24 protein-coding genes are annotated in these 23,820 nt (G+C 35.4%); 11 read left to right on the top strand and 13 right to left on the bottom strand.

The features are described from left to right. Nucleotide 1 precedes the first annotated feature (1 nt). The 9 genes from murG to ABIZ51_02060 all read right to left on the bottom strand — a co-directional run bounded on the left by murG (nt 2) and on the right by ABIZ51_02060 (nt 10,258). Nucleotides 2-1,105 carry an undecaprenyldiphospho-muramoylpentapeptide beta-N-acetylglucosaminyltransferase gene (gene murG, locus ABIZ51_02100; protein MEO7087568.1) on the bottom strand — a complete coding sequence of 368 codons (1,104 nt, stop codon included), beginning with the start codon at nt 1,103-1,105 and terminating at the stop codon, nt 2-4. Then, nucleotides 1,092-2,243, bottom strand: coding sequence for an FtsW/RodA/SpoVE family cell cycle protein (locus ABIZ51_02095; GenBank protein ID MEO7087567.1), 1,152 nt, complete (start codon nt 2,241-2,243; stop codon nt 1,092-1,094). The genes murG and ABIZ51_02095 overlap by 14 nt, the downstream gene beginning before the upstream one ends. Nucleotides 2,244-2,281: 38 nt before the next feature. Then, complete coding sequence (murD, locus tag ABIZ51_02090; protein ID MEO7087566.1) at nt 2,282-3,625, bottom strand: UDP-N-acetylmuramoyl-L-alanine--D-glutamate ligase; 1,344 nt, start codon at nt 3,623-3,625, stop codon at nt 2,282-2,284. A gap of 7 nt (nt 3,626-3,632) precedes the next feature. After that, complete coding sequence (gene mraY / locus ABIZ51_02085) at nt 3,633-4,886, bottom strand: phospho-N-acetylmuramoyl-pentapeptide-transferase (protein MEO7087565.1); 1,254 nt, start codon at nt 4,884-4,886, stop codon at nt 3,633-3,635. Next, nucleotides 4,886-6,349: a UDP-N-acetylmuramoyl-L-alanyl-D-glutamate--2,6-diaminopimelate ligase gene (locus ABIZ51_02080; GenBank protein ID MEO7087564.1), complete on the bottom strand. Its 1,464-nt coding sequence runs from the start codon at nt 6,347-6,349 to the stop codon at nt 4,886-4,888. Before ABIZ51_02080 ends, mraY begins: the two co-directional genes overlap by 1 nt. Before the next feature lie 7 nt (nt 6,350-6,356). Further along, nucleotides 6,357-8,435 (bottom strand): penicillin-binding protein, encoded by a 2,079-nt coding sequence (locus ABIZ51_02075; GenBank protein MEO7087563.1) that lies wholly within the window; start codon nt 8,433-8,435, stop codon nt 6,357-6,359. A gap of 74 nt (nt 8,436-8,509) precedes the next feature. Then, entirely contained in the window at nt 8,510-8,887 is a 378-nt protein-coding gene (locus ABIZ51_02070) for an FtsL-like putative cell division protein (GenBank protein ID MEO7087562.1), read from the bottom strand. A gap of 1 nt (nt 8,888) precedes the next feature. Further along, entirely contained in the window at nt 8,889-9,785 is an 897-nt protein-coding gene (rsmH, locus tag ABIZ51_02065) for a 16S rRNA (cytosine(1402)-N(4))-methyltransferase RsmH (protein MEO7087561.1), read from the bottom strand. Between the two features lie 2 nt (nt 9,786-9,787). Continuing rightward, nucleotides 9,788-10,258 (bottom strand): division/cell wall cluster transcriptional repressor MraZ, encoded by a 471-nt coding sequence (locus ABIZ51_02060; protein ID MEO7087560.1) that lies wholly within the window; start codon nt 10,256-10,258, stop codon nt 9,788-9,790. Nucleotides 10,259-10,609: 351 nt separating this feature from the next. Between ABIZ51_02060 and ABIZ51_02055 the strand changes: the two genes are divergently transcribed. From ABIZ51_02055 to ABIZ51_02040, 4 genes are read left to right on the top strand one after another with little or no spacing between them, the layout of a single operon-like run. Continuing rightward, nucleotides 10,610-11,479 carry a 1-acyl-sn-glycerol-3-phosphate acyltransferase gene (locus ABIZ51_02055; protein MEO7087559.1) on the top strand — a complete coding sequence of 290 codons (870 nt, stop codon included), beginning with the start codon at nt 10,610-10,612 and terminating at the stop codon, nt 11,477-11,479. Between the two features lie 18 nt (nt 11,480-11,497). After that, the gene (locus tag ABIZ51_02050; GenBank protein MEO7087558.1) at nt 11,498-12,430 is read left to right on the top strand and encodes a GNAT family N-acetyltransferase; all 933 of its coding nucleotides are present in this window, start codon (nt 11,498-11,500) and stop codon (nt 12,428-12,430) included. A 10-nt stretch (nt 12,431-12,440) separates the two neighbouring features. Continuing rightward, nucleotides 12,441-13,046: a ribosome biogenesis GTP-binding protein YihA/YsxC gene (gene yihA / locus ABIZ51_02045; GenBank protein MEO7087557.1), complete on the top strand. Its 606-nt coding sequence runs from the start codon at nt 12,441-12,443 to the stop codon at nt 13,044-13,046. Nucleotides 13,047-13,099: 53 nt separating this feature from the next. Continuing rightward, nucleotides 13,100-13,597: a DinB family protein gene (locus tag ABIZ51_02040; protein MEO7087556.1), complete on the top strand. Its 498-nt coding sequence runs from the start codon at nt 13,100-13,102 to the stop codon at nt 13,595-13,597. A gap of 4 nt (nt 13,598-13,601) precedes the next feature. On the opposite strand, the gene rnhA is transcribed toward ABIZ51_02040, so the two are convergent. The 3 genes from rnhA to ABIZ51_02025 all read right to left on the bottom strand — a co-directional run bounded on the left by rnhA (nt 13,602) and on the right by ABIZ51_02025 (nt 17,536). Next, nucleotides 13,602-14,072 carry a ribonuclease HI gene (gene rnhA / locus ABIZ51_02035; GenBank protein MEO7087555.1) on the bottom strand — a complete coding sequence of 157 codons (471 nt, stop codon included), beginning with the start codon at nt 14,070-14,072 and terminating at the stop codon, nt 13,602-13,604. 35 nt (nt 14,073-14,107) lie between these two features. After that, on the bottom strand, nt 14,108-14,866 hold the full coding sequence (locus ABIZ51_02030; protein MEO7087554.1) for a DUF1571 domain-containing protein: 759 nt from the start codon (nt 14,864-14,866) through the stop codon (nt 14,108-14,110). Nucleotides 14,867-15,052: 186 nt separating this feature from the next. After that, entirely contained in the window at nt 15,053-17,536 is a 2,484-nt protein-coding gene (locus ABIZ51_02025) for a bifunctional UDP-N-acetylmuramoyl-tripeptide:D-alanyl-D-alanine ligase/alanine racemase (GenBank protein MEO7087553.1), read from the bottom strand. Nucleotides 17,537-17,638: 102 nt separating this feature from the next. On the opposite strand from ABIZ51_02025, the gene ABIZ51_02020 reads away from it, so the two are divergent. From ABIZ51_02020 to ABIZ51_01990, 7 genes are all read left to right on the top strand, one after another. Further along, nucleotides 17,639-18,091 carry an SPOR domain-containing protein gene (locus ABIZ51_02020; GenBank protein MEO7087552.1) on the top strand — a complete coding sequence of 151 codons (453 nt, stop codon included), beginning with the start codon at nt 17,639-17,641 and terminating at the stop codon, nt 18,089-18,091. A gap of 16 nt (nt 18,092-18,107) precedes the next feature. After that, nucleotides 18,108-19,484: a dipeptidase gene (locus tag ABIZ51_02015; GenBank protein MEO7087551.1), complete on the top strand. Its 1,377-nt coding sequence runs from the start codon at nt 18,108-18,110 to the stop codon at nt 19,482-19,484. After that, entirely contained in the window at nt 19,484-19,966 is a 483-nt protein-coding gene (locus ABIZ51_02010; protein ID MEO7087550.1) for an LEA type 2 family protein, read from the top strand. The genes ABIZ51_02015 and ABIZ51_02010 overlap by 1 nt, the downstream gene beginning before the upstream one ends. Before the next feature lie 20 nt (nt 19,967-19,986). Beyond that, complete coding sequence (gene purN / locus ABIZ51_02005) at nt 19,987-20,556, top strand: phosphoribosylglycinamide formyltransferase (protein MEO7087549.1); 570 nt, start codon at nt 19,987-19,989, stop codon at nt 20,554-20,556. A gap of 22 nt (nt 20,557-20,578) precedes the next feature. Further along, the gene (locus ABIZ51_02000; protein ID MEO7087548.1) at nt 20,579-20,965 is read left to right on the top strand and encodes a hypothetical protein; all 387 of its coding nucleotides are present in this window, start codon (nt 20,579-20,581) and stop codon (nt 20,963-20,965) included. 137 nt (nt 20,966-21,102) lie between these two features. Further along, entirely contained in the window at nt 21,103-21,417 is a 315-nt protein-coding gene (locus tag ABIZ51_01995; protein ID MEO7087547.1) for a type II toxin-antitoxin system HigB family toxin, read from the top strand. Further along, a complete protein-coding gene (locus ABIZ51_01990; GenBank protein ID MEO7087546.1) occupies nt 21,414-21,875 on the top strand; it encodes a hypothetical protein in 462 nt (153 codons plus the stop codon). The genes ABIZ51_01995 and ABIZ51_01990 overlap by 4 nt, the downstream gene beginning before the upstream one ends. A gap of 811 nt (nt 21,876-22,686) precedes the next feature. On the opposite strand, the gene ABIZ51_01985 is transcribed toward ABIZ51_01990, so the two are convergent. Further along, a partial coding sequence (locus tag ABIZ51_01985; protein MEO7087545.1) for a DUF3387 domain-containing protein occupies nt 22,687-23,820 on the bottom strand: 1,134 nt, incomplete at its 5' end.

Below are 23,820 nucleotides of genomic sequence, written 5' to 3'. Positions count from 1 at the left end.
TTTAGTTATTTGCCAATCTGATTATTTCATTTGCAATCGCATCCGCCGAATCGCGAAATGCCAATCTCGAAATATTGTCTTCTAATTTTTCGCACTTCACGCGATCATTTACCAAGTCAATTAATGTGTGCGATAATTCTGCACGTGCATCGCTATCTTTAATAATCACAGCCGCATTGTACGTTACCAATGCCATCGCATTTTTTGTTTGATGATCTTCTGCCACGTTGGGCGAAGGAATTAAAATAGCCGGCTTTTTCACCAAGCACAATTCCGACACAGAACTAGCGCCTGCTCTGGAAACTACGACATCTGCAACGGCATACGCATAATCCATTTTTGTGATGAAATCAAATGTTTTGATACAGTCGTTTTCATATTTTTTTGTTTCGTTTTGAGCCGTTGGAAAAAATATTTTTCCTGTTTGCCAAATCAACTGAATATTATTTTCAATCAGTTTCGGCAAACATCCAACAATACTTTCGTTGATTGTTCTTGCACCCAAACTTCCGCCAATAACTAACACAATTTTTTTATCGCCTGATAAATTAAAATGCTCTAAGCCACGCTGTCTCTTACCTTCCAGATTTAAAATATCTTGACGAACAGGATTTCCTGTAACAATAATCTTTTCTTTCGGAAAATATTTTTCCATTCCACCATACGCCACACATATTTTTTGAACTCCTTTGGAAAGAATTTTATTGGTGATTCCCGGATAAGAATTTTGTTCTTGAATCAGTGTTGGAATATTTTTTTTAATCGCCACACGTAATACCGCACCACTCGCATATCCACCAACACCAACAACTACGTTAGGTTGAAAGATTTTCAAAATATTTTTCGCTTTCCACACACTGCGTATCAATTTAAAAGGGAAAGACAAATTCGCTAAAGTTATTTTTCTTTGAAATCCGCTTATTTTCAAGCCAACAATTTTGTATCCTGCTGCCGGAACTTTTTCCATTTCCATTTTTCCTTCTGCACCAACAAATAAAATATCGATGTCCGGATTTATTTTTTTCAACGCATTCGCAATCGCAATTGCCGGAAAAATATGTCCGCCGGTACCGCCGCCACTGATAATTACTTTAAGCGATTTCAAGTTCGCCTCCTTCCTGTTCACTTTCTACTTCGCGACTTACACTTAAAATAATACCAATTGCAATGCTCGTAAACCAAATGGAAGTCCCGCCCATACTGATAAGCGGCAAGGGTTGCCCTGTTACTGGAAATAAATTTACAGCTACCGCCATGTTGATCATCGCTTGGAAAACAAGACTGAAACACAAACCGATGGCAAGCAAACTACCGAATGTTTTCGGACTTTTCGTAACAATACGCACCGCTCGAAATAACAATACGATGTATAAAAAAACAATAATTACTGCCGCAAATGTTCCGTACTCTTCAATCAAAATAGCGTAAATAAAATCGGAAGATGCTTGCGGTAAAAAGTTTTTTTGAGTGCTGTTTCCCGGACCTTTTCCAAAAACGCCGCCCGTAGCAATGGCTATTTTAGCTTGTTCTGCTTGATAATTATTTTGATTATCGCCGCTTTTAAAATTTTCGATACGCGATTTCCATGTATCTACACGATTACTGATGTGCGGAAAAGCGAATACCAATGCGATAAATAAAGCGATACTTACCAAACCCATTCCAATCAACATTAAAATATATTTCATACTTACCCTTCCAATAAAAAGTAAAAAAAGACAAGTAACAAAAAGTACGGCTGCGGTAGAAAAATTGGCAGGAAGAATCAATGCGCAAATAACAACGACAGGAACTACAATTGGCACAAATGCTGATTTAAAATCTTTGATTTGTTCTTGTTTCATCGAAAGCAAACGCGCTACATAAATAATGAGCGCGAGTTTCGCGAAATCAGATGTTTGAAATGTCAATCCAGTACCCGGTATTTCGAGCCAACGACTGGCATCTCCGGCACTTATTCCTTTTAATAAAGTAAATAATAAAAGTGGTGCAGCAGCGTACAAAGCAATCTGCGAAAGCCTTGAATAATAGGTGTATTTTATTTTATGCGTTACGTACATCAGTAAAAATCCGAGGATCACAATAGTTACGTGTTTAAATAAATAATAAGCCGTATTGCCACCTCTGTAACGATATGCTAAAGCAACAACCGAGCTATAAACAACCAAAACGGAAACCACAGACAGCAGAAAAACTACTGTCCAAATTACCTTGTCGCCTTTTAAATATTTAAATAAATTCAAAATTTATATTGATTTTTTTGGTTCAAAAAAATAATTTTTTAAAGTGATCTTACGGCACGTTTAAAACGGCTACCTCTGTCTTCGTAATTTTCAAATAAATCAAAACTCGCGCAGGCAGGAGAAAGTAAAACAGTATCTCCTTTTTTACTTAAGCTGTATGCTTTTTTCACTGCTTCTTCGGCAGAATTTGTTTCTACTAAAACTGGAACGATGGAAGAAAAAGCTTTAATAATTTTTTTATTATCGGTTCCCAAACACACAATTGCTTTCACTTTATCTTTCACCAACTCGTTCAACATGCTGTAATCATTGCCTTTATCGATACCACCTAAAATCAACACAACAGGATTTTCCATACTTTCCAAGGCATACCAAACCGAATTCACATTGGTTGCTTTTGAATCGTTGATAAATTCCACGCCGTGTACCTTGCCTACCGATTCTAAACGATGTTCAATGTTTTGAAAATCGGAAAGACTTTCGCGAATAATGTCTTTTCTGACATCAATAATTTTTGCGGCAATTCCTGCAGCCATCGAGTTGTAGATGTTGTGTTTGCCCTGCAATGCGAGTTCTTGTATAGACATAGATAAAATATTAGTGTTATTAGTATTAATGGTGATTTCGTTGTTGTTTAAGTATGCGCCTTGTGTTATTTTTTGTTGAATGGAAAATGGAAAAGCCTTCGCCGAAATTTTTTTTTTCGAGAGTTCATTTTTTGTAATTTCATCGTCTATGCAGTAAACAAAGGCATCTTCGGATGTTTGATTTTGTATGATTCTGAATTTCGAGTCTGCGTAATTTTCTAATTTGTAATCGTATCTATCCAAATGATCGGGCGTAATATTGAGCAATACCGCAATATCTGCTCTGAATTTATACATGCCATCTAATTGGAAACTGCTCAACTCAATCACGTAATAATCGAAATCTTTTTCTGCCACTTGCATCGCAAAACTTTTTCCTACGTTACCTGCTAAACCTACGTTCAATCCTGCTTTTTTTAAGATGTGATAAGTAAGTAAAGTAGTCGTTGTTTTTCCATTACTTCCTGTAATACAAATTGTTTTTGCCTGCGTATATCTACCTGCAAATTCGATTTCTGAAATCACCGGGATATTTTTTTCGTGCAATTTTTTTATCAACTCAGCCTTATCAGGTATTCCAGGACTTTTAATAATTTCATCTGCCGAAAATATTTTTTCTTCCGTGTGTTTTCCTTCTTCCCATTCGATTTTATTTTGCGATAAAATAGTTTTGAAATTTTCTTTTATCATTCCTTTATCCGACACAAAAACATCCAACCCTTTTTGCATTGCCAACACTGCAGCTCCCACTCCGCTTTCGCCTGCTCCTAATATGACAACTCTTTGTTTACGCATTTTTTCCTTATCTCAACTTAAGTGTAACAATGGTTAAAATCGCAAGCATTACTCCGATAATCCAAAAACGAGAAACAATTTTTGATTCATGTACACCCATTTTTTGATAGTGATGATGCAGCGGCGCCATTTTGAAAATCCGTCTTCCTTCACCGTATTTATTTTTAGTGTATTTGAAATAACCAACTTGTAACATCACCGAAACATTTTCCACTAAAAAAACACCGCACAAAACAGGAATCAATAATTCTTTGCGGATGGCAATTGCAAAAACAGCAATGATTCCGCCCAAAGAAAGACTTCCTGTATCGCCCATAAAAACTTGCGCAGGAAAAGAATTGTACCATAAAAATCCAACACAAGCACCCACAAATGCGCCCATAAAAATTACCAGTTCGCCACAATTTGGGATGTACATAATGTTGAGATAATCCGAAAAAATTGTGTTACCCGAAACGTAAGCGAAGATGCCGAGTGTTACTCCAATAATGGCTGAAGTTCCTGTCGCAAGTCCATCTAAACCATCCGTCATATTGGCTCCGTTCGAAACTGCCGTGATAATGATAATGACGATCGGAATAAAAATGAGCCACGCCCATTTTTCATAACCATTGCCCATAAATTTTAATATACTCGCATAATCAAATTCATTATCTTTTACAAATGGAATGGTCGTTTCCATTGATTTTGTTACTTCTTTGGAATAAATCGGCAACGTAGTCATTCCGTCTTTTCCATCTACTACTTGTCCGAATGCAGGTTTTTGCGGACTGTAAATTTTTTCTTTCACCACTACATAAGGGTTGCAGTACAAAATAAGTCCGACGATAATTCCCAATCCCACTTGTCCGAGCACTTTAAATTTTCCCGCCAATCCTTTTTTATCTTTCTTGAAAACCTTTATGTAATCATCTAAAAAACCAATAATACCAAGCCATACAGTAGAAATGAGCATCAATACGATATAGACATTATCTAATTTTGCAAACAATAAAGTAGGTATCAAAATGGCTGCAAGTATAATTAAACCACCCATTGTAGGCGTTCCTTGTTTTTGTTGTTCTCCTGCCAAACCAAGATTCCGAACCGTTTCGCCGACCAATTTTTTATGCAGTAATCGGATAATACTTTTTCCGAAAATCATAGAAATGATTAACGAAGTAATTACTGCCATTGCTGCTCTGAAAGAGATATATTGAAATACTCCCGCACCCGGCAGATTAAAATGTTTGTGTAAATAGTCGAATAAATAGTAAAACATTAGTTCTCAAAAATTTTTAAGTTTTCATCTAATAATTGCATGTCATCAAATGGATATTTCACTCCTTTTATTTCTTGATATTTTTCATGTCCTTTTCCAGCGATAAGTATGATATCTCCTGGTTTTGCGAATGAACAAGCTGTTTTTATAGCTTCTTTTCTGTCAGTGATAGAAAGTGTTTTTTTGTAATGAATTCCATCTACCCCTTTTTGCATTTGGCGAATAATTTCTTCCGGATTTTCCGATCGAGGATTATCAGAAGTAAGAATTATTTTATCACTTAATTCGCAGGCAATGCTTGCCATTATTGGTCGCTTAGCTGCATCACGATCGCCACCACAACCCACTACGGTAATTACTCTTTCATTTCCTGTACGAATGTCTTTGATTGTTTTAAGCACGTTCATCAAGGCGTCTGGCGTGTGAGCGTAATCTACAATTCCAATAATTTTATTTTCGGTACTGATGTGTTGGAATCTACCTTCCACACTATCTAAAGTGCTGATGGCAGTGAGCACATTTATTTTTTCTTCTTTCAACAAGATGGCAACAGCATAAATCCCAAGTAAATTATAAGCGTTAAAACTTCCGATAAGTTTGGTACACACTTCGTATCCATCAATGTTTAAAGTCAATCCTGAAAATTGATTTTCAATAATTTTACATTTAAAATCTGCCATACTACGCAGCGAAAAATATTTTTTCTGAGCCTTCGTATTTTGCAACATTACTTCGCCGTTTGCATCGTCTTTATTCACAAGTGCAAAAGCATCCGCAGAAAGCGTGTCAAAAAATAATTTTTTCGCCTTAATATATTCTGCAAATGTTTTGTGATAATCCAAATGGTCGTGTGTGATGTTCGTGAATACAGCCCCAGTAAAGTGAATCCCTGCAATTCTATTTTGTACAATGGCATGTGAACTCACTTCCATAAAACAATACGCACATCCTTTTTCCAACATCTGACGCAATAATTTATTCAATTCAATCGCATCAGGAGTGGTATGTTCCGCAGGAAAAACTTCGTTATTAATTTGATTTTTTACGGTCGAAAGCAATCCTACACTATGACCCAATGCACGGAACAATTGAAATAATAAAGTAGCCGTTGTGGTTTTTCCATTCGTTCCTGTAATACCAATCAATTTAAGCTTCTCCGAAGGATTATCGTAAAAATTAGAAGCAATCACACCTAAAGAAAAACTGCTGTTCGCTACTTTTATATACGTTATTTTTTCATTTATTTCATCTGGAAAAACTTCACACACAATGGCAACAGCACCTGCCGCAATCGTTTTGTCGATGTACAAATGACCGTCGCTTGTAACTCCTTTTACAGCGATGAACAAAGCGTTTTTTTCTACCTTACGAGAATCAAAACAAATAGACGTAATGGCAACATTCGTAGAGCCAATCACCTCTGCCAATCCTGCTTTATACAATATGTCTTTCAATAATTTCATATTCGATTTAAGAAAGCTCTAATATTATTTGTGTTCCCTTTGTAATCTTCGTTCCGGCATCAATAGATTGTTTCATAATTGTTCCATTCCCAATTATTTTTACGTGTAGCCCAGCATTTTCAAGTAAAAAAACAGCATCTTCTGCTTGCATCCCGATGACGTTTGGCACCATTTCCTTTGTTGATCCATTCCCTGATTTTGCGGGATATAGTTTTACTTCTGAAGAATCTGATATTTTTCCATATACCCAATCAGCATGCGTATTTTCGGAAGAAGAATGTATTTTCAAATCGCTCAATACCTGGTCAATATCTGGTTGGTATCCGCTATTGATTTCTGGTGCTCTTAAAGCAAAAGGAGGTTCTACATTATTAATTGCGTTGTGTATTTCCAAATTCGTAGCGTACACTTTATCCGCAATTTCTTTGAATATCGGACCTGCCACCAATGCTCCATAATACACGTCATTCGAAGGCGCACTCACAATTACGATGCAAGAATATTTTGGATTGTCTGCAGGAAAATACCCCACGAAAGTGGCTTGATATGCTATTTGTGATCCACTTTTATATCCTCCTGCACCTTTTGCAATTTGAGCTGTTCCTGTTTTTCCTGCCACAGTATAACTACCGCCTCGCAGATTTTTCGCTGTTCCATACAGGACAACACCTTCCAACATTCGTTTTACTTTTCCAATCGTATTCATGGAACAAATCGCAGGATTAATAACTTGTGTATGGAATGTTTTTACCACTTTGCCTTGTCTTCTGATTTCACTTACAAATTGCGGATTCACCATCACTCCGTTGTTGGCAACAGCATTGTAAAGTGTGAGTGTTTGAAGCGGCGTAATCGTAACTCCGTATCCGATAGACATCCACGGCAACGTGGTACCAGACCATCCGGCTTTATCTTTTGTGTTCGGGATATACGGAATTCCAACTCCAGGAATACTCAGATTAAGCGGTTTATCCAAGCCTAAACGGCACAATCCATCCACAAATTTTTGTGGTTGTTTTGCATAATGCTGATAAATTACTTTCGAAATTCCTACGTTGGAAGACATCTCAAAAGCCTTTTGAACAGTAACATATCCATGTTCATTGTGTTCTGCATCGCGCATTGTACGATCAAAATATTGATGCGATCCATTTTCTAAGTTCACGCTATCAGTCGGATTCACATATCCATCTTGAATAGCCGTAATTAACGAAGCCAACTTAAAAGTAGATCCAGGCTCCGTTTCTGATCCAATGGCGTAATTATAACTTTCATCGTAGTTCGAAGAATCCAATCGTGTAAGATTCGCGATGGCTTTTATTTTTCCGGTCTTTACTTCCATCAACACCACACAACCGTGATCTGCTTTATGCGTAATTAATTGTTGAAACAAAGCGTGTTCCGCCACATCTTGGATATTTACATCAATCGTAGAAACCAAATCACAACCATCTTGCGGCTCCACTTCGTTGTCGTCATTTACAGGCATCCAAACACCGCCTGCGATTTTTTGCATCAACCGCTGACCGCTTGTTCCAGCAAGTTCTGTATTGTAAGCGCCTTCCAATCCTACTGGTTTCACACCATCGCGTTCATAACCAATCGTGCGCGCAGCAAGCATTCGGAATGGGCGTTCGCGTTTATCCGTTTGTAAATAAACCATTCCACCTTTGTTGCGACCCAATCGGAAAAGTGGAAATTTTTTCATCTCTTGCAATTCATCGTACGATACATTTCTTCTCAACAACAAATAACGATCGCCTTTCTGACGGGCATTTACGAGCAATTGGTAATACTCGTTTTTACTACGATCTTTAAATAAATCAGTAAGTGCAACCGCTAAAGAATCTACATTTCTGTTAAAAATATCATCCGTGAGATAATCCGTATTCACATCCATTCCCACTTCATAATAAGGCAATGACGTAGCGAGTAAGCTTCCGTCAGCTGCGAAAATATTACCTCTTACCGCTTCAATATCTCTGTTCGCCATTGTCAAACTTTGCGATTTTGCTTTCCATTCTGCACCGTGCACAAATTGTATTTCTACTACTTTGAAAATGATCACAAAGCCAAATAGGCACATCAGAAAATACACCAGGTACACACGCCACAATATGTCTTTCTTAATTTCCAATTTGTTTTTTCTTCTTTGAAAAATTATTTTTTGATAACTATTTTTTCTGGTGGCACTACTGATTCCTTTAATCCTAAAGGCAATGCTGCTGCTGCCACTTCAGATTGTTTGCTGATAAACATTAAATTGGATTTGGTAATAATAAACTCCGGTCTTAATTCTTTTAACTCGTTTGTGAGATTATTAAATTCTCTCATTTTCGCTTCTGCGTAATAACCATTTGCGATGTAACAAATCGCCAAAAAAGAAATAAAAAGAAAAAACGGAATGTAACGGAGACTTTGTTCACGGGTTAAAAAACTACCGCTGATAATGGAGCTGATGAAGCGAACGATTTTATTCGGTTTACCGGGAGGTTTAATTTTTTCTGTTTCTTCGACTGGCTCTTTGTATGTATTCATTCTAAATTTTTTCTGCTATTCTAAGTTTTGCACTTCTTGCTCTATTGTTTATTTTCAATTCTTCTTCCGAAGGTGTAATTGGCTTTCTGCTTATCATTTTAAAGGCTACGAGCGGATTCCCGTAAAAATCTTTTTCTATTTCTCCTTCTAATTTTCCGCTACGGATAAAATTTTTCACCAATCTGTCTTCTAACGAGTGATATGAAATCACGACCAATCTTCCTCCTGGTTTTAATGCTGCCGTTGTTTGAAGCAAAAATTCTTTTAAGGCGCCCAACTCATCGTTTACTTTTATTCGCAATGCTTGAAAAACTTGTGCTTGATATTGATGTTCTTTTCCTCTCGGCATACAGGAAGCCATTGCTTCTTTCAACTCATTTACGGTGTTCAAAAAATTAATTTTTCGAGCCTGACAAATTTTCCATGCGAGACGCGATGCATTTTTAATTTCTCCGTATTCCGAAAAAATATTTTTCAATTCTTCTTCCGTCGAAAGATTGACAACATCACTGGCGACAAGCTTGGTATTTTTGTCCATTCGCATATCGAGCGGCGCATCAAAACGAGTAGAAAAACCTTTTTCTGGAACATCAATTTGATGCGATGAAATACCCAAATCAGCTAATATTCCATCTACCGGAAAGGCTTTGTAAAACTTTAAGTAATTAGTCATGTACTTAAAATTTTGCGTTGTCAGCGTCAAGCGATCGTCTGAGATTTTATTTTTCAGCGCATCTTCGTCTTGATCAAAAGCGAACAATTTTCCAGTACTTAGTTTTTTCAAAATTTCTTTCGAATGACCACCGCCGCCGTACGTAACATCAACGTATGTACCCGCCGGACGAATATTCAAGCCATCAATGCACTCATGTAAAAGAACGGGATTATGGTATTGCATTTTTATTTTTCCGTATCAGAAGGATTAATTCCGCCCATCACTTCTTCCGCTAATTTTTCAAAATTGCTGCTGCCTTCTGCAATAAATTTGTCGTATGCTTTTTTGTCCCAAATTTCAATCCGATCGCCTGCCGCTGCCATTACTACATTTTTACTGATGCTCGCAAACTGCATCAAATCCTTTGATATCAAAAGCCTCGACGTGGAATCCAAATCCACCGACATTACTCCGTAATTGAACAAACGAATAAACTCTGCGTTCTTTTTCACAAACTTATTCAGCTTGTTTACTTCTTTCACCATCTCATTCCAAACCGCGATAGGATAGAGTTCCAACGATTTACTAAAAATGCTACGCTTGATTACAAAACCATTTTCGCTCACTGCCGCCAACTGTTTTTTAAATGCAGCAGGAAGCATCACTCGACCTTTTGCGTCGGCATTGCATTCATATACTCCAAACAGGCTGTTCATAGGGCTTCTATATTTCGTGGGGTAAATTTACTGAACTTTTTACCACTTTTTACCACTTTTTACCACTTTGTTGAAAACTTTTCGTTTTAGACACTCCTTTTAATGCCTCGAAACATGCTGCATGTATTGTGAATAAAGGATTTTATTTTGCGAAGCAAAAAAAGTGAATAGTGGGAAACTTTTTGTTTTTTGATGATTTTACGAATTCTTCATTTTTCGCTTCGAAAAAATAATTTTTCAAGTCCAAAAAAGTGCTTCAAAAAAATAATTTTTCAAACTGTTTTTTGAGCGTACTGAAAGTCTGCGCAGGAATTAAAAAAAAATCCGAACTTGCGTTTCTTAAATTTAGAAATGGAAGAGGCAATAAATTCGCAACATAAAAATCACGCCAATAAATTTATTGATGTGGAAAATGTGATTCGAAAAAAAAATGAGAAGCTCTTAAAATTTTTGCCAAAAGCCATTTTAAACTACATCAAAAAAATTGTCCATGAAAATGAAATCAATGATTTCATCGAAAAAAATGGCGATAAAAAAAGTTTTGATTTTGCTTCAGCGATTTTAAAGGAGTTTGGCGTTACGGTAAATATGCAGGGTTTGGAAAATATTCCAGAAAAAGGGGCGTGTATTATTGCTTCCAATCACCCTTTGGGCGGCGTAGATGCCATTGCAATGATACAAACGCTAAGCGAAAAACGCAGGGATTTAAAATTTTTAGTAAATGATATTTTGCTTCACATCGAAAACATGAAATCTTTTTTTGTGCCGGTAAATAAGCACGGTCGAAATTCCGCTACGGCAATGAGCGCAATGCAACAAGCATACGCTTCTGAAGAACTTACGTGTATTTTTCCAGCTGGACTTGTATCGCGCAAGCAGCAAGGAAAAATCAAAGATTTGGAATGGAAAAAAAGTTTTATTACGATGGCAAAAAAATACGAACGTAACATTGTTCCTGTTTACATTGAAGGACAGAATACTTCGTTTTTTTACAACCTCGCATTGTGGCGAAAACGCTTGGGGATTAAAGCAAACATTGAAATGTTTTATTTGGCGGATGAAATGTATAAGCAGCGAAATAAAACAATTACGCTTATCTTTGGAAAACCGATTGCATATACCGTTTTTGATAATTCGCGCAGTGATATGCAATGGGCGCAAGAAATGAAAGAGTTCGTGTATCTGTTGAAAGACGACAAAAATGCACTCTTCAAAAAATAATTTTTTGAGTATCCGTTTATGAAAAGTATTATTGATCCGATAAGTCGTGATGTGTTAGCGAAAGAGCTTTCGGAAAATAAATTTGTGCGCATCACCAATAATGGTGCTAATCATATCTACATTATTACGTTTCAAGATTCACCAAATGTATTGCAAGAAATAGGGCGTTTGCGCGAACTCACTTTTCGCGATGCAGGTGGCGGAACGGGAAAAGAAGTGGACATTGACGAATTTGATATCGCCGATGCGCCTTACAAACAGCTTATAGTATGGAATCCTGAAGAAAAAGAAATTGTAGGCGGTTATCGTTTTATCAAATGTGGTGAAGCTCCAAAAGATAAAAATGGAATTGTGCAACTCGCCACAACAGAGCTTTTTCGGTTTCATGAAAATTTTATTTCAGATTATTTGCCAACTACTATTGAGTTGGGAAGATCCTTCGTGCAAACAAAATATCAGCCTTCCGTAAACAATCGAAAAGGCTTATTTTCATTAGATAATTTATGGGACGGACTCGGTGCTATTGTAGTTGACAATCCAGATATAAAACATTTTTTCGGGAAGGTAACCATGTACACGCATTTCAATAAAGAAGCGCGCGACATGATACTTTATTTTATGAAAAAATATTTTCCAGACACTGAAAATTTAGTCGAACCGATTCATCCACTTTCCATCAACAGCGATACGAGTGTTTTTGAGAAAATGTTTGGAAGCCTTGATTACAAAGAAGGACACAAAATATTAAATCAGTTTGTGCGTGCACACGACGAAAATATTCCGCCTTTGGTAAATGCCTATATGAATCTTTCTGCGACTATGAAAACCTTTGGTACAGCCAATAACGACACATTTGGCGATGTGGAAGAAACTGGAATTTTAGTTTCCATCGCGGATATTTATCCAACAAAAAAGGAGCGACACATTAATTCTTATCAGCCTAAAAAATAAAAAAACGAATATGAAAATTACCAGTGCAGAATTTTTGATTAGCAATACCAATATTGATAAATGTCCGCCGCCAATTATGCCTGAATATGCCTTTATTGGGCGTTCTAATGTTGGAAAATCATCGCTGATTAATATGCTTACGGATAGAGTAAGTTTAGCGAAAACATCTGTGAAACCAGGAAAAACACAACTTATCAATCACTTTTTAATTAATAAAAATTGGTATTTAGTAGATTTACCTGGATACGGATATGCTGAAGTACCAAAGGTTTTGAGAGAGCAATGGGAAAAATTTATTCGTCATTATTTATTGAAACGAACCAACTTAATGTGTGTTTTTGTATTGATAGATATACGCCACGAAGCGCAAAAAGTAGACACTGAATTTATGAAATGGTTGGGCGAAAATGAAATTCCTTTTGTAATCGTTTTCACTAAAAAAGACAAATTATCAAAAACCGTTTTTGCTGCAAATAGCGAGCGTTACAAACAAGCTATCTTAAAATATTGGGAAGAATTGCCAACACTTTTTTTTACTTCCGCCACCACAAAAACGGGACAAATAGAATTACTTGATTTTATTGAAAATACCAATAAATTGTTCGTGAAAAAATAATTTTTCAACTGAATTTTTTATGCACTTTTGCAGAAATTTAAAAATAAAACTATATGGCACTCAACACAGGATTACTTGCAGAATTAAAACAGGAAACCGAAAATTCGCGTAAAATGTTGGAACGTATTCCAATGGATAAACTTTCTTGGAAACCACACGAAAAATCAATGACAATAGAGCAACTTTCCAAACATATTGCCAACTTACCTACTTGGATTTCAATGGCGCTATTGAAAAACGAATTGGATTTTGCTAAAGGTTATACACCTGTTCCCGATTTTAAAAGTACGGAGGAATTAATTTCTCAACTCAATAAAAACACAGAAGAGGCGCTCAAAGCACTTGAACAATTTGACGATGCGCACTTTTTGGAAAATTGGACTTTACGGAACGGAGATCACATTATTTTGACAATGAAACGCATTGCTATCATTCGCGGATTGGCGATGAACCACATGATTCATCATCGTGGGCAACTCAGTGTTTATTTACGAATGTTAGACATTCCGGTACCGGGAATTTATGGTCCGAGCGCAGACGAAAAAAATTAAAAAATTATTTCTGAGAAGCTTCGTAAGCTCCGTCTGTTAAAAGGTTGTACCCTTGAGCAGCAGTAACAGCTAATTCATCGCAACGATTATTTTCAGGATTATCAGCGTGCCCTTTTACCCAAACAAATTGCACGTTATGTTTTGGAAATATGCGCAAAAAACGCATCCACAAATCTGGGTTTTTTTTGCCTGAAAAATTTTTTTTTTGCCAAGTAAAAACCCAACCTTTTGTAACAGCATCTACTACATATTTCGAATCCGAATAAACAGTTACGTTTTGTTTTTCGTTTTTTAAAGCTTCCAAAGCTGCAATTACACTGAGCAATTCCATGCGATTATTAGTAGTGTATTTGAATCCTTTCGAAATTTCTTTGCGATGACTTCCTGAAATTAAAATAGCTGCATATCCACCAGGACCAGGGTTTCCACGAGAAGAACCATCTGTATAAATAATTATTTTAGAAGAAGTACTCACGTTTTTTTGAAAAATTATTTTTCTGAAGTGTCTTTTTAAAAATGATATCCCGGATAATTTTTTGTGAATTCTTCGGGTGCAATAAATGGATTTACTTGTAAATTATGAAATTCGTATTGCTCGTACAACCCTTCATCATCAAAGATTTGAATGAACAATGGTAAAAATAATTTTTCATCTATATACAAAATACTTTTACTGGAATACGTATTCGGAACTTGTATTTCTTGTCCTTCTTTCAATTTTTCATTATAATCTGAAAATTTATTTTTTTGAAGAATTTCATATTCGCCCACATCCAATTTTCGAGCAATAGAAATGATTGTTTCCCCTTGTTTTACAGTATATGCAACGTATCTGTATTTCGGATAATTAATCGTAATAATGTAACATGGTTTGTTATCAAAAACAGTAGTTCCAGAAATTTGAAAATAATTTTCGATACTGTTTTTTTCTTTATCCACCAAAGCTTCAATCATATGCGTCGCGTAAGTAAAACCCATTTCAAAAATAGTGTGATGTTGATTGTGCCGCATCAAACTTCCATAAGGATCTAAATTCAAATCGAAATACGGAAACGCATTTGGATTAACAAGCGCTTCACCATTATTTTCGCCAGTTACCCAAAGAATTTCTCGTCCGGTTACACTGTTTTTTAAATATAATTTTCGCGGCGAAAGATTTAATTTTACAGAAGCATGCGCGTGCATTAATTTTGTTTCGATGCGTTCTTGTGCCTTCATATCGTAGCGCATGGTATTGATTTCTTTTACGGCTTGAAACATTTTTTTCATCACTTCTTGACAAGAAATATCCGAAAGTCGATTCTCTGAATTTACCCTGTTCTCACTGCTTGTCGTAAAAAAACAACACATTAAAAACATTAAAATAAGTGGTTGAAAAAATATTTTTTTCATCGTAGATTTATTCCTAATTTTTTTCGAAACGGAACCACAAAGCTACACCTAATTTGTTTCTTTTTATTCCTGAAAATACACGCGCTTTACACGTCTCGAAACATTGGTAAGTATCTCGTAAGGAATGGTATCAATGGCTTTCGCCATATCCGTAATCGTATAATTTTCTCCAAAAACAATTACTTCGTCGCCTTCTTTTGCGGGAATAGTAGTGATGTCAATCATGCACATATCCATACACACATTCCCTACAATGCTTGCTAATTGTCCATTTACGAGCATTTTTCCATTTCCATTTCCGAGTTTTCTGCTCAATCCATCGGCGTAACCAATTGGAATGGTTGCAATTTGCCGATTGTTGGCAACAATACCTTTGCGGCTATAGCCAACACTTTCGCCTGCTGGAATGTTTTTTATTTGGGAAATAGTTGTCTTTAGACAACTCACATTTTGCAAATGCATTTGCTCCATTTCGTTCGCGCCAATCCCGTATAAGCCAATTCCCAAGCGTACCATATCCAATTGTGCTTCCGGGAAACGCACGGCGCCTGCAGAATTTAAAATATGACGCATCATCGGATAACTAAAATGCGAAGCAATTTCATCGCTCATAAAAATAAATTTTTCGATTTGTGTTTTCGTAAATCCATCGTGTTGCGTTTCGTCGCTTGCCGCGAGATGCGAGAAAATAGAGGAGATACAGAGATTTTTATTGTTTTTTATTTGTACAATTAATTTGTTAATGTCTTTTTCTTCAAAACCCAAACGGTGCATTCCTGTGTCTATTTTTAAATGAATAGGTAAGGTTTTTTTCGATTCATTTTTACTGCGTCTGGCGGCTTCGTCAAATAAATTTAAAATACGAAAACTAAAAATTTCTGGTTCTAAATTATATTGAATCATGGAATCGTAACTTTGTTCTTCTGGATTCATCACCATAATGGGCAACGTTATTCCGGCTTTTCTCAATTCAATTCCTTCGTCGGAATATGCCACCGCCAAATAATCCACGCGTTGAAATTGTAAAACATTGGCAATTTCAAAACTTCCACTTCCGTACGAAAAAGCCTTTACCATTGCCATAATTTTGGTGTCGGGTTTTAATTTTGAACGGAAATAATTCAAATTATGAACCATCGCATTTAGGTTAATTTCGAGAACCGTTTCATGCGTTTTTTGTTGCAATAAATTACTTATTTCTTCGAAACCAAAAGCCCGCGCGCCTTTCAATAAAATAGTTTCATCTCTAAAAAAATGCGTGTTGCATTTGTTTAAAAATTCAGCCGTCGTTTTGAAAAATAATTTTTCAACTTCAAAAATCTCCGCTTGTCGCGAGATGGCTTCGCCGATACCAATCAGTTTCGAAACGCCTTTTTGTGAAAGCATTTCAGCTACTTCTTTGTATAAATCATGTTCGTTTTTTCCGCTTTGTAAAATATCGGAAAGCACTACTGTTTTTTTCGGATGTTGTTTTTGTTGATTTAAAAAATCAAGCGCAATACTCAACGATCCCAAATCAGAATTGTAACTGTCGTTGATAATAGAGCAATTATTAATTCCTTCTTTTAATTCTAAACGCATCGCCACAGGACTCAAACACGCCATGCGTTCCGCAATTACCTTATTATCATAATTCAACAAAAGCATTGTTGCCCAACAATGAATGGTATTTTCGATGGAGCCTTCGTCCATGAACGGAATTTTTATTCTCAAAAAATTATTTTTGTAAACGCCTTGAATCTCGGTTTCTTTGGGATATTTGGTGATTTTACCGATTTGTAAATCGGCTTTTGTTTTGCGCGACCACGTAAATAATTTGAGTTTGTGCAGCGATTTATTTTCTGAAATTTGAGTATTGATTGGCAAGAAATCTTTGCAATAAATCAATGCTTCAGCGTGAATAAATAATTTTAGTTTCTCATTTATTTTTTTAGAATTATTTTCAAAATTTTCGTTGTGAGCCTCTCCAATATTGGTGAAAATCCCGATGGTTGGAAAAATTATTTTTTCAAGACGTTCCATTTCCTCGTGTTTCGAAATGCCTGCTTCAAAAATAGCCAGTTGATGAAGTGAATCCATTTGCCACACAGACAAAGGAACTCCGACTTGCGAATTAAAACTTTTCGGACTGCGTACAATGTTTAAATCTTCGCGCAACAATTGATACAACCATTCTTTTACAATCGTTTTTCCGTTACTCCCAGTAATTCCGATAACGGGAATGGAAAATAATCGCCGATGATTGGAAGCTATTGTTTGCAATGCTTTTAGCGTATCATCAACCATTAAAAAAGAAGCATTCGGAAATTTATTTTCATCCACAATAACGTCGCTCACTACAAAATTGCGAACGCCTTTTTCGTATAAATCGGCAATAAATTGATGTCCGTTGTGTCGCTCGCCTTTGATGGCAAAGAAAAGAGAATTTTCTGCGTTGATTATTTTTCGGCTATCAATCAATAAATGTTTTATGACAGCGGTAGAATGACCGTTTCCGGATAATTTAGCAGAAATAATTTTTGAAATCTCTAAAATAGATTGGCTCATAACGATTCGTTATCCATAGCAAAACTATGAAAATTGAACGATAAACAGTCGAAAAAAAAATCCTGCCAGAATATTTTTTACTTTTGTTGAAATTTCTATTTTATGTGGAAGAAACAAATCATTTTCCTTTTTTCCTTTTTAGTGCTTATCTGTCATTTCGCGGAAGCACAAAATGCGAAAACAGATAGCTTACAAAGCCGAACAACTGTTAAGGATTCCAGTAGATCCACTATTGTAAAAGATACGCGAATTGATAATTTAATTCAGAAGCAAATTGCCTTGAATGAAAAATTAAAAGGGAGAATCGCAGGATATCGTATTCAAATTCATTTCGGTATAGATAAAGCAAAAGCGCTGGATGTCAAATCTAAATTCATGAGTAAATTCGGAAATTATCCTTCGTATGAAATTTATGAGCAGCCTTATTTTAAAATTCGTGTCGGCGATTTTCGCACACGCTTAGAAGCATTTAATTTTTTACAACAAATTTCAGATGCTTTCCCTGTCGCATTTTTAGTACGCGATCAAATCGAATTACCCAAAATTGGAAATTAAAATCAAATAAAAATTTATGGAAACTATTAATAACTACATCAACACACACAAAGATCGTTTTATAAAGGAATTGATCGAATTGCTTAAAATCCCTTCTGTTAGTGCCGATCCGAACTATAAAAAAGATGTTTTTCGCACTGCCGATGCAGTGAAAGAAAAATTAATTGCTGCTGGCGCAGACAAAGTAGAAATTTGCGAAACCGCCGGTTATCCGATTGTTTACGGAGAAAAAATAATTTCCGAAAAACTTCCTACGGTGTTGGTGTACGGACATTACGACGTGCAACCAGCTGATCCGATTGATTTGTGGACTTCTCCACCTTTTGATCCAGTTATCAAAGATGAAAAAATATATGCACGCGGTGCTTGCGATGACAAAGGACAAATGTACATGCACATCAAAGCTTTTGAATTGATGATGCAAACGAAAACGTTGCCTTGTAACATCAAATTTATGATTGAAGGCGAAGAAGAAGTAGGCTCTGAAAACCTTGCAACGTTTGTAAAAAAGAACAAAGAAAAATTAAAAGCAAACGTTATTTTAATTTCAGATACTGGAATTATTGCAAATGATATTCCTTCGATTACGGTTGGTTTGCGCGGACTTAGTTACGTGGAAGTAGAAGTAGAAAGTCCGAACAGAGATTTGCATTCTGGTTTATACGGAGGCGCAGTTGCCAATCCTATCAACGTTTTGTGCGAAATGATTGCGTCCTTAAAAGACAAAGACGGACACATTACGATTCCTAATTTTTACGATGACGTAGATATTTTAAGTGCGGAAGAACGCGCTGAAATGGCAAAAGCTCCATTTAGTTTGGAAGCCTATAAAGCGTCTATCGGCATTGCAGATGTAGAAGGGGAAAAAGATTTTTCTACCAACGAACGCACTTCTATTCGACCAACTTTAGATGTAAACGGAATTTGGGGCGGCTACACAGGCGAAGGAGCAAAAACAGTAATTGCTTCCAAAGCATTTGCGAAAATTTCGATGCGTTTGGTGCCACATCAAACTCCTGAAAAAATCACGAAATTATTTACTGATCATTTTAAAAAGATTGCTCCGAAATCAGTGCGCGTGAAAGTAAAACCGCATCATGGCGGAGATGCTGTGGTAACGCCAACCGATTCAATTGCTTACAAAGCTGCTGAAAAAGCAATGGAGAAAACATTCGGCAAAAAACCAATTCCTGTTCGCAGCGGCGGAAGCGTTCCTATTGTAGCACTTTTTAAATCGGAGTTAGGATTGGATTCCGTATTGTTGGGATTTGGTTTGGATTCGGATGCGATTCATTCGCCGAACGAGCATTTCGGAATTTTTAATTATTTAAAAGGTATCGAAACCATTCCTTTGTTTTATAAATATTACATGGAATCGGAGGGCGTTAAATAATGCTTCGAAAAAAATATTTTTTCAGTGCTATTTTTTTATTGTCTTTGTTTTTATTTTCGTCTTGTAACGATTTTCAACCAGTCATCATTACTGGGATTGATAGTGTAACTATTTTACAAGCCAATAAAGACGGTATTTCTGCCGAGATTGGGGTACGAATCAAAAATCCAAATACTACCTCATTTACAGTTTACAGTTCGGATCTGAATGTACAACTCAACGACATGCAATTGGGTACGGCGCATTTATCAGAGAAAGTAACTATTCCTGCAAACGCTGAAGATACCCGAGTTTTTAAAGTGAAAACGGATTTTTCAAAAATTTCATTAACCGATTTACTGTCTTTATTGCCCATGCTTGGTGGCGGAAATAACACGGTTGTGTTAAAAGGCGAAATTAAAGCTGGAAAATTTTTTTACAGAAAAACATTTCCGGTGGATGTTTCAAAACCTATCAACGGACAAATTTTATTTAATCATTGAAAAAATAATTTTTTTGACGTATGAAACGCATTGCTCTTTTTGCTTCCGGAAACGGTACCAATGCACAAAAAATAATAGATTATTTTCAGAGTAATTCTGAAATCAAAATCAGTTTATTAGTTTGTAATAAAGCTGACGCTTTTGTTTTGAAACGCGCTGAGAATGTGAATGTGGAAAGTGTTGTGATTAATAAAAAAGATTTTTTTGAGACTGAAAAAATTAATTTTCTGTTAGCAGAAAAAAAGATTGATTGGATAATTCTTGCTGGTTTCTTATGGATGATTCCGTCTTCGTTAATTAAAAAATTCCCCAATAAAATAATAAATATTCATCCAGCATTATTGCCCAAATTTGGCGGACAAGGAATGTACGGAATGAATGTCCATAAAGCTGTGATTGCAGCGCAAGAAAAAGAAAGCGGCATCAGTATTCATTTTGTGAATGAAAAATACGACGATGGAAAAATAATTTTTCAAGCGCGTTGCGAAATTTCCGAAAATGAAACGTCCGAATCCTTAGCAGAAAAAATTCATCAACTCGAACATTTACATTTCTCTAAAGAAATTGAAAAAATAGTAAGTGGGAATTAAATTTGAAATCTCTTAAGAAATAATGAAAATAAGTGGTTTAATGTTATTCTCAATTTTATTTTGGAATACTTCATTTTCACAATCAAATAATTTTGAATTTACCTATGGAAGATACATGTCTTGTGGGATTCTACATGATATAGGATATCCATTAATAACTATAAAAAATAATTCCTTAACGTACTCATTTAAGCAAATAACTTCCAAATTTAGATTGGAAAAATATGGGGAAAATAATGAAGAAACGGATACAATATGGCTTTATGAACTAATTACAAAACATGTTAAAATTAGGGAATCTTCAAAAGACTCTTTAATAAATGCGGTAAAACAATTTACCGATACCCTAAAAGTTAGTTTTGATTTACATTGGGACATAGTAACGTTAAAACAACTCAAAACTATTTAGCAGGATTTGAGGACGAAACCAAAAAAGAAACTACAAAAGCATTGACAGCATTTAAAAAACCTGTTAAAACAAAATAAAAATATAAACTTACCAAAATGTGTAACTTTATTCGTATATTTGTATCAACAAAAAAATAAATGAATATCATTAAAACAAAAACCTTGTACGATAAGGTTAAGCTATCTAAGTATAAAATGGCTGAAAACCAAGTACAGGCTTGGATGAATGATTTTGAAAAAAGTGATTATACAACACCTAACGAAGTAAAAAAGAAATATAGTTCCGCTGACTTTGTAGGTAACAATACTGTAATTTTTAATATAAAAGGGAACGATTACAGATTGATAGTTCGCATCAGATACAAGTTTAGCAGAATTTATATTATTTGGTTTGGGACACATAAAGAATATGATAAATTAAAAGATATTGAAAATTTAAAATTTGAACCATGAAAATAGCCTTATTAAAAACCGAAAAAGATTACAATAAAGCCTGTAAAATGCTTTATGAATTGGATTTTAAAGGAGGCAAACACACCTCCGCTGAAATTGAAGAAATGGAGGTATTAACCGCCTTAATTGAACATTACCAAAATCACAAATCGAAAATTAATTTGCCCGACCCTATTGAGGCTATTAAATTTGCAATGGAACAAAAAGGACTAAAACAAAAAGACTTGTCAGGATTTTTTGGAGGCGAAACAAGAGCATCCGAAATACTTAACCATAAACGACCAATAAGTATGGAATCAATAGTTTTACTTCATATATATCTTAAAATACCGTTGTCTTCATTAATTAATGATAAACTAAACGTTGGTTTTAAGTTTGAAAAAAAATTAAGTTTTGCCCAAGCATTTAAAGAACCCAAGCTTTTGCAAAAATTTAAAAAAGAACTTGTTTACGCTTAAAAATAAGAATCGTAATGAAAAGCAAAATGAATATGAATTGGAGCGTAATAAAAACAGAAGCGGCATATAAAAAAGCTATTAAAAGAACGATGGCAATTTTTCATGCATAAGAAAATACGCCCGAAGCTGAAGAATTGGCGTTACTTTTAGTATTGGTAAAAGATTATGAAGACGAAAATTTTCACTTGCCTGCTGAAATATTTATACATACCGCGCAAACAGAATTTGACATTAAACAATATTATTCAGAGAATTAAAAAAATATAAAAACGAGCACCTCTCGTTTAACATCAATACAACGTCTTCTCTCCAAAAGAACACCTTGTCAATAAACAAAGTATCCAAAACAGTAGTCAAGGAATCCTCGTAAATGAACAAATTATCCAAAATAAACTACAAGGAGTCCTTGTAGTTAGACAAGGAGTCTTTGTAGTTAGACAAGGTGTCCTTGTAGTTAGACAAGGTATCTTTGTAGTTAGACAAGGTGTCTTTGTAGTCTAAATAAGATTTTTTTTAGTTAAATAAGGGTTCTAAGACAATAAAGAAGGACTTAATGGTGAATAAATGGGTAAAACTTTACGCAATTTTTCAGCCTTATAGAGGTTTTTTTATGGCATAAATTACCTCTCCTAAATCCTCTCCCAAGAAGAGGATTTTTTATTGTTTGCTCCCTTCTCCTTCGGAGAAGGGTTGGGGATGAGGGGACTCCTAAAATGAAAGGAGAAATCAAAGCCTTGAATTGCTTTCTTTTAATTTCTTTTTTCTTACTTAATTATAAAATCTCATAGTTCTTTTGAAAAAGTGTGTTGAATTATTCTTTTCTATTCTTCTTGAAATTTTCTGCTTGTTCAAAAATCTCTACATAAACTTCGTCTCTCTCTACTGGTGGATAACCAAACTCGTCAAGCAAGAGAATGAGTCCAACCTTTAATGCTGATTTTATGTCGTCACGTTTGTTCCAGTCAGGGAATTTGGCTTGTCCGTCCACAAGTTCTTTCACTCTTTTTGCGAGTTCAATCATTTTATCGTCAGGATATTTGAAGTCATACTTTACACACAGTTCTTTTAAAATGTCGTAAAATGCTTTTTCTTGAAAGTCAATTCCTAATTCGTCACCTGCCGAAAATTCTTTGTGAACCTCCCAAATCAAATCTGTCAATGCTTCTGCCATTTCCTCATACACTTCACTTCTTAGAATATCGTTTTCGTCACGCTGATTATATTTCTCTACAAGAGCTTGCATTTTTTTAGAAAAATCAATACCTTTTACTTTGTTCACTTTTCTTATTTCACCAATCACTTTTGCAAGTAATTGTTGTAGCAATTTGATTTTTGTATTCGGCATTTTGATCTTGTCAATCTTCGCCAAATAATCTGCATCAAAAATGTCTTGCTCACTTTCATCATCACCCAACTTGAAAATTTCTTCTACTCCATCGCTTGCCAAAGCATCTTTAATCATCTCTCTTACTCGTGTATTCATTTGAGCTGTATCGGGTGCGTTGCCTTTGGTAAGCTTGAAAACAATGGAACGAACCGCCAAGTAGAAATGAGTGTAATCTCTTTCTAACTGTGTTAATTGTTCGCTTCCAGCACAAATATCATAAGCGGCTTTCAATCGTTTTACCAAACCCATGAAACGGGTTTCTAAATCTTTTGTGAGTTGAACATATTCTGCTGCCATGTTCAAAGTGTTCAACTGTTGTAGAGTTGTTCCCTTAAAATATTTCGTGCTGTCAAACTGATGAAACAGTTTTGCCAAAAGGTCTAAATGATTTCTTACAATGATTATTGATTCTGCAATGTCTTCAAAATTGTCTTTGTCGCCTTCGCTGTATTTTTTCAAAGCAAGATTCATTTGCTTTTTGATTCCGATATAATCCACAACCAAACCTTTGTTCTTGTCTTTGAACTTTCGGTTTACTCTTGAAATAGTTTGAATTAA

The organism is Bacteroidia bacterium, from assembly GCA_039924845.1.
GTDB lineage: Bacteria > Bacteroidota > Bacteroidia > DATLTG01 > DATLTG01 > DATLTG01.
This window is presented reverse-complemented; position numbering and strand designations above follow the sequence as displayed.

What these genes read in the sequence shown, in the direction of transcription:
- ABIZ51_02055 (MEO7087559.1), top strand. Translation starts at nt 10,610, where the DNA reads ATGGAAGAGGCAATAAATTCGCAACATAAAAATCACGCCAATAAATTT.
- rsmH (MEO7087561.1), bottom strand. Translation starts at nt 9,785, where the DNA reads ATGCAATACCATAATCCCGTTCTTTTACATGAGTGCATTGATGGCTTG.
- ABIZ51_02060 (MEO7087560.1), bottom strand. Translation starts at nt 10,258, where the DNA reads ATGAACAGCCTGTTTGGAGTATATGAATGCAATGCCGACGCAAAAGGT.
- ABIZ51_02075 (MEO7087563.1), bottom strand. Translation starts at nt 8,435, where the DNA reads ATGTGCCTATTTGGCTTTGTGATCATTTTCAAAGTAGTAGAAATACAA.
- purN (MEO7087549.1), top strand. Translation starts at nt 19,987, where the DNA reads ATGAAACGCATTGCTCTTTTTGCTTCCGGAAACGGTACCAATGCACAA.
- murD (MEO7087566.1), bottom strand. Translation starts at nt 3,625, where the DNA reads ATGCGTAAACAAAGAGTTGTCATATTAGGAGCAGGCGAAAGCGGAGTG.
- ABIZ51_02010 (MEO7087550.1), top strand. Translation starts at nt 19,484, where the DNA reads ATGCTTCGAAAAAAATATTTTTTCAGTGCTATTTTTTTATTGTCTTTG.
- mraY (MEO7087565.1), bottom strand. Translation starts at nt 4,886, where the DNA reads ATGTTTTACTATTTATTCGACTATTTACACAAACATTTTAATCTGCCG.
- ABIZ51_01995 (MEO7087547.1), top strand. Translation starts at nt 21,103, where the DNA reads ATGAATATCATTAAAACAAAAACCTTGTACGATAAGGTTAAGCTATCT.
- ABIZ51_02025 (MEO7087553.1), bottom strand. Translation starts at nt 17,536, where the DNA reads ATGAGCCAATCTATTTTAGAGATTTCAAAAATTATTTCTGCTAAATTA.
- ABIZ51_02015 (MEO7087551.1), top strand. Translation starts at nt 18,108, where the DNA reads ATGGAAACTATTAATAACTACATCAACACACACAAAGATCGTTTTATA.
- ABIZ51_02070 (MEO7087562.1), bottom strand. Translation starts at nt 8,887, where the DNA reads ATGAATACATACAAAGAGCCAGTCGAAGAAACAGAAAAAATTAAACCT.
- ABIZ51_02080 (MEO7087564.1), bottom strand. Translation starts at nt 6,349, where the DNA reads ATGAAATTATTGAAAGACATATTGTATAAAGCAGGATTGGCAGAGGTG.
- ABIZ51_01990 (MEO7087546.1), top strand. Translation starts at nt 21,414, where the DNA reads ATGAAAATAGCCTTATTAAAAACCGAAAAAGATTACAATAAAGCCTGT.
- ABIZ51_02050 (MEO7087558.1), top strand. Translation starts at nt 11,498, where the DNA reads ATGAAAAGTATTATTGATCCGATAAGTCGTGATGTGTTAGCGAAAGAG.
- ABIZ51_02020 (MEO7087552.1), top strand. Translation starts at nt 17,639, where the DNA reads ATGTGGAAGAAACAAATCATTTTCCTTTTTTCCTTTTTAGTGCTTATC.
- ABIZ51_02030 (MEO7087554.1), bottom strand. Translation starts at nt 14,866, where the DNA reads ATGAAAAAAATGTTTCAAGCCGTAAAAGAAATCAATACCATGCGCTAC.
- ABIZ51_02040 (MEO7087556.1), top strand. Translation starts at nt 13,100, where the DNA reads ATGGCACTCAACACAGGATTACTTGCAGAATTAAAACAGGAAACCGAA.
- yihA (MEO7087557.1), top strand. Translation starts at nt 12,441, where the DNA reads ATGAAAATTACCAGTGCAGAATTTTTGATTAGCAATACCAATATTGAT.
- ABIZ51_02000 (MEO7087548.1), top strand. Translation starts at nt 20,579, where the DNA reads ATGAAAATAAGTGGTTTAATGTTATTCTCAATTTTATTTTGGAATACT.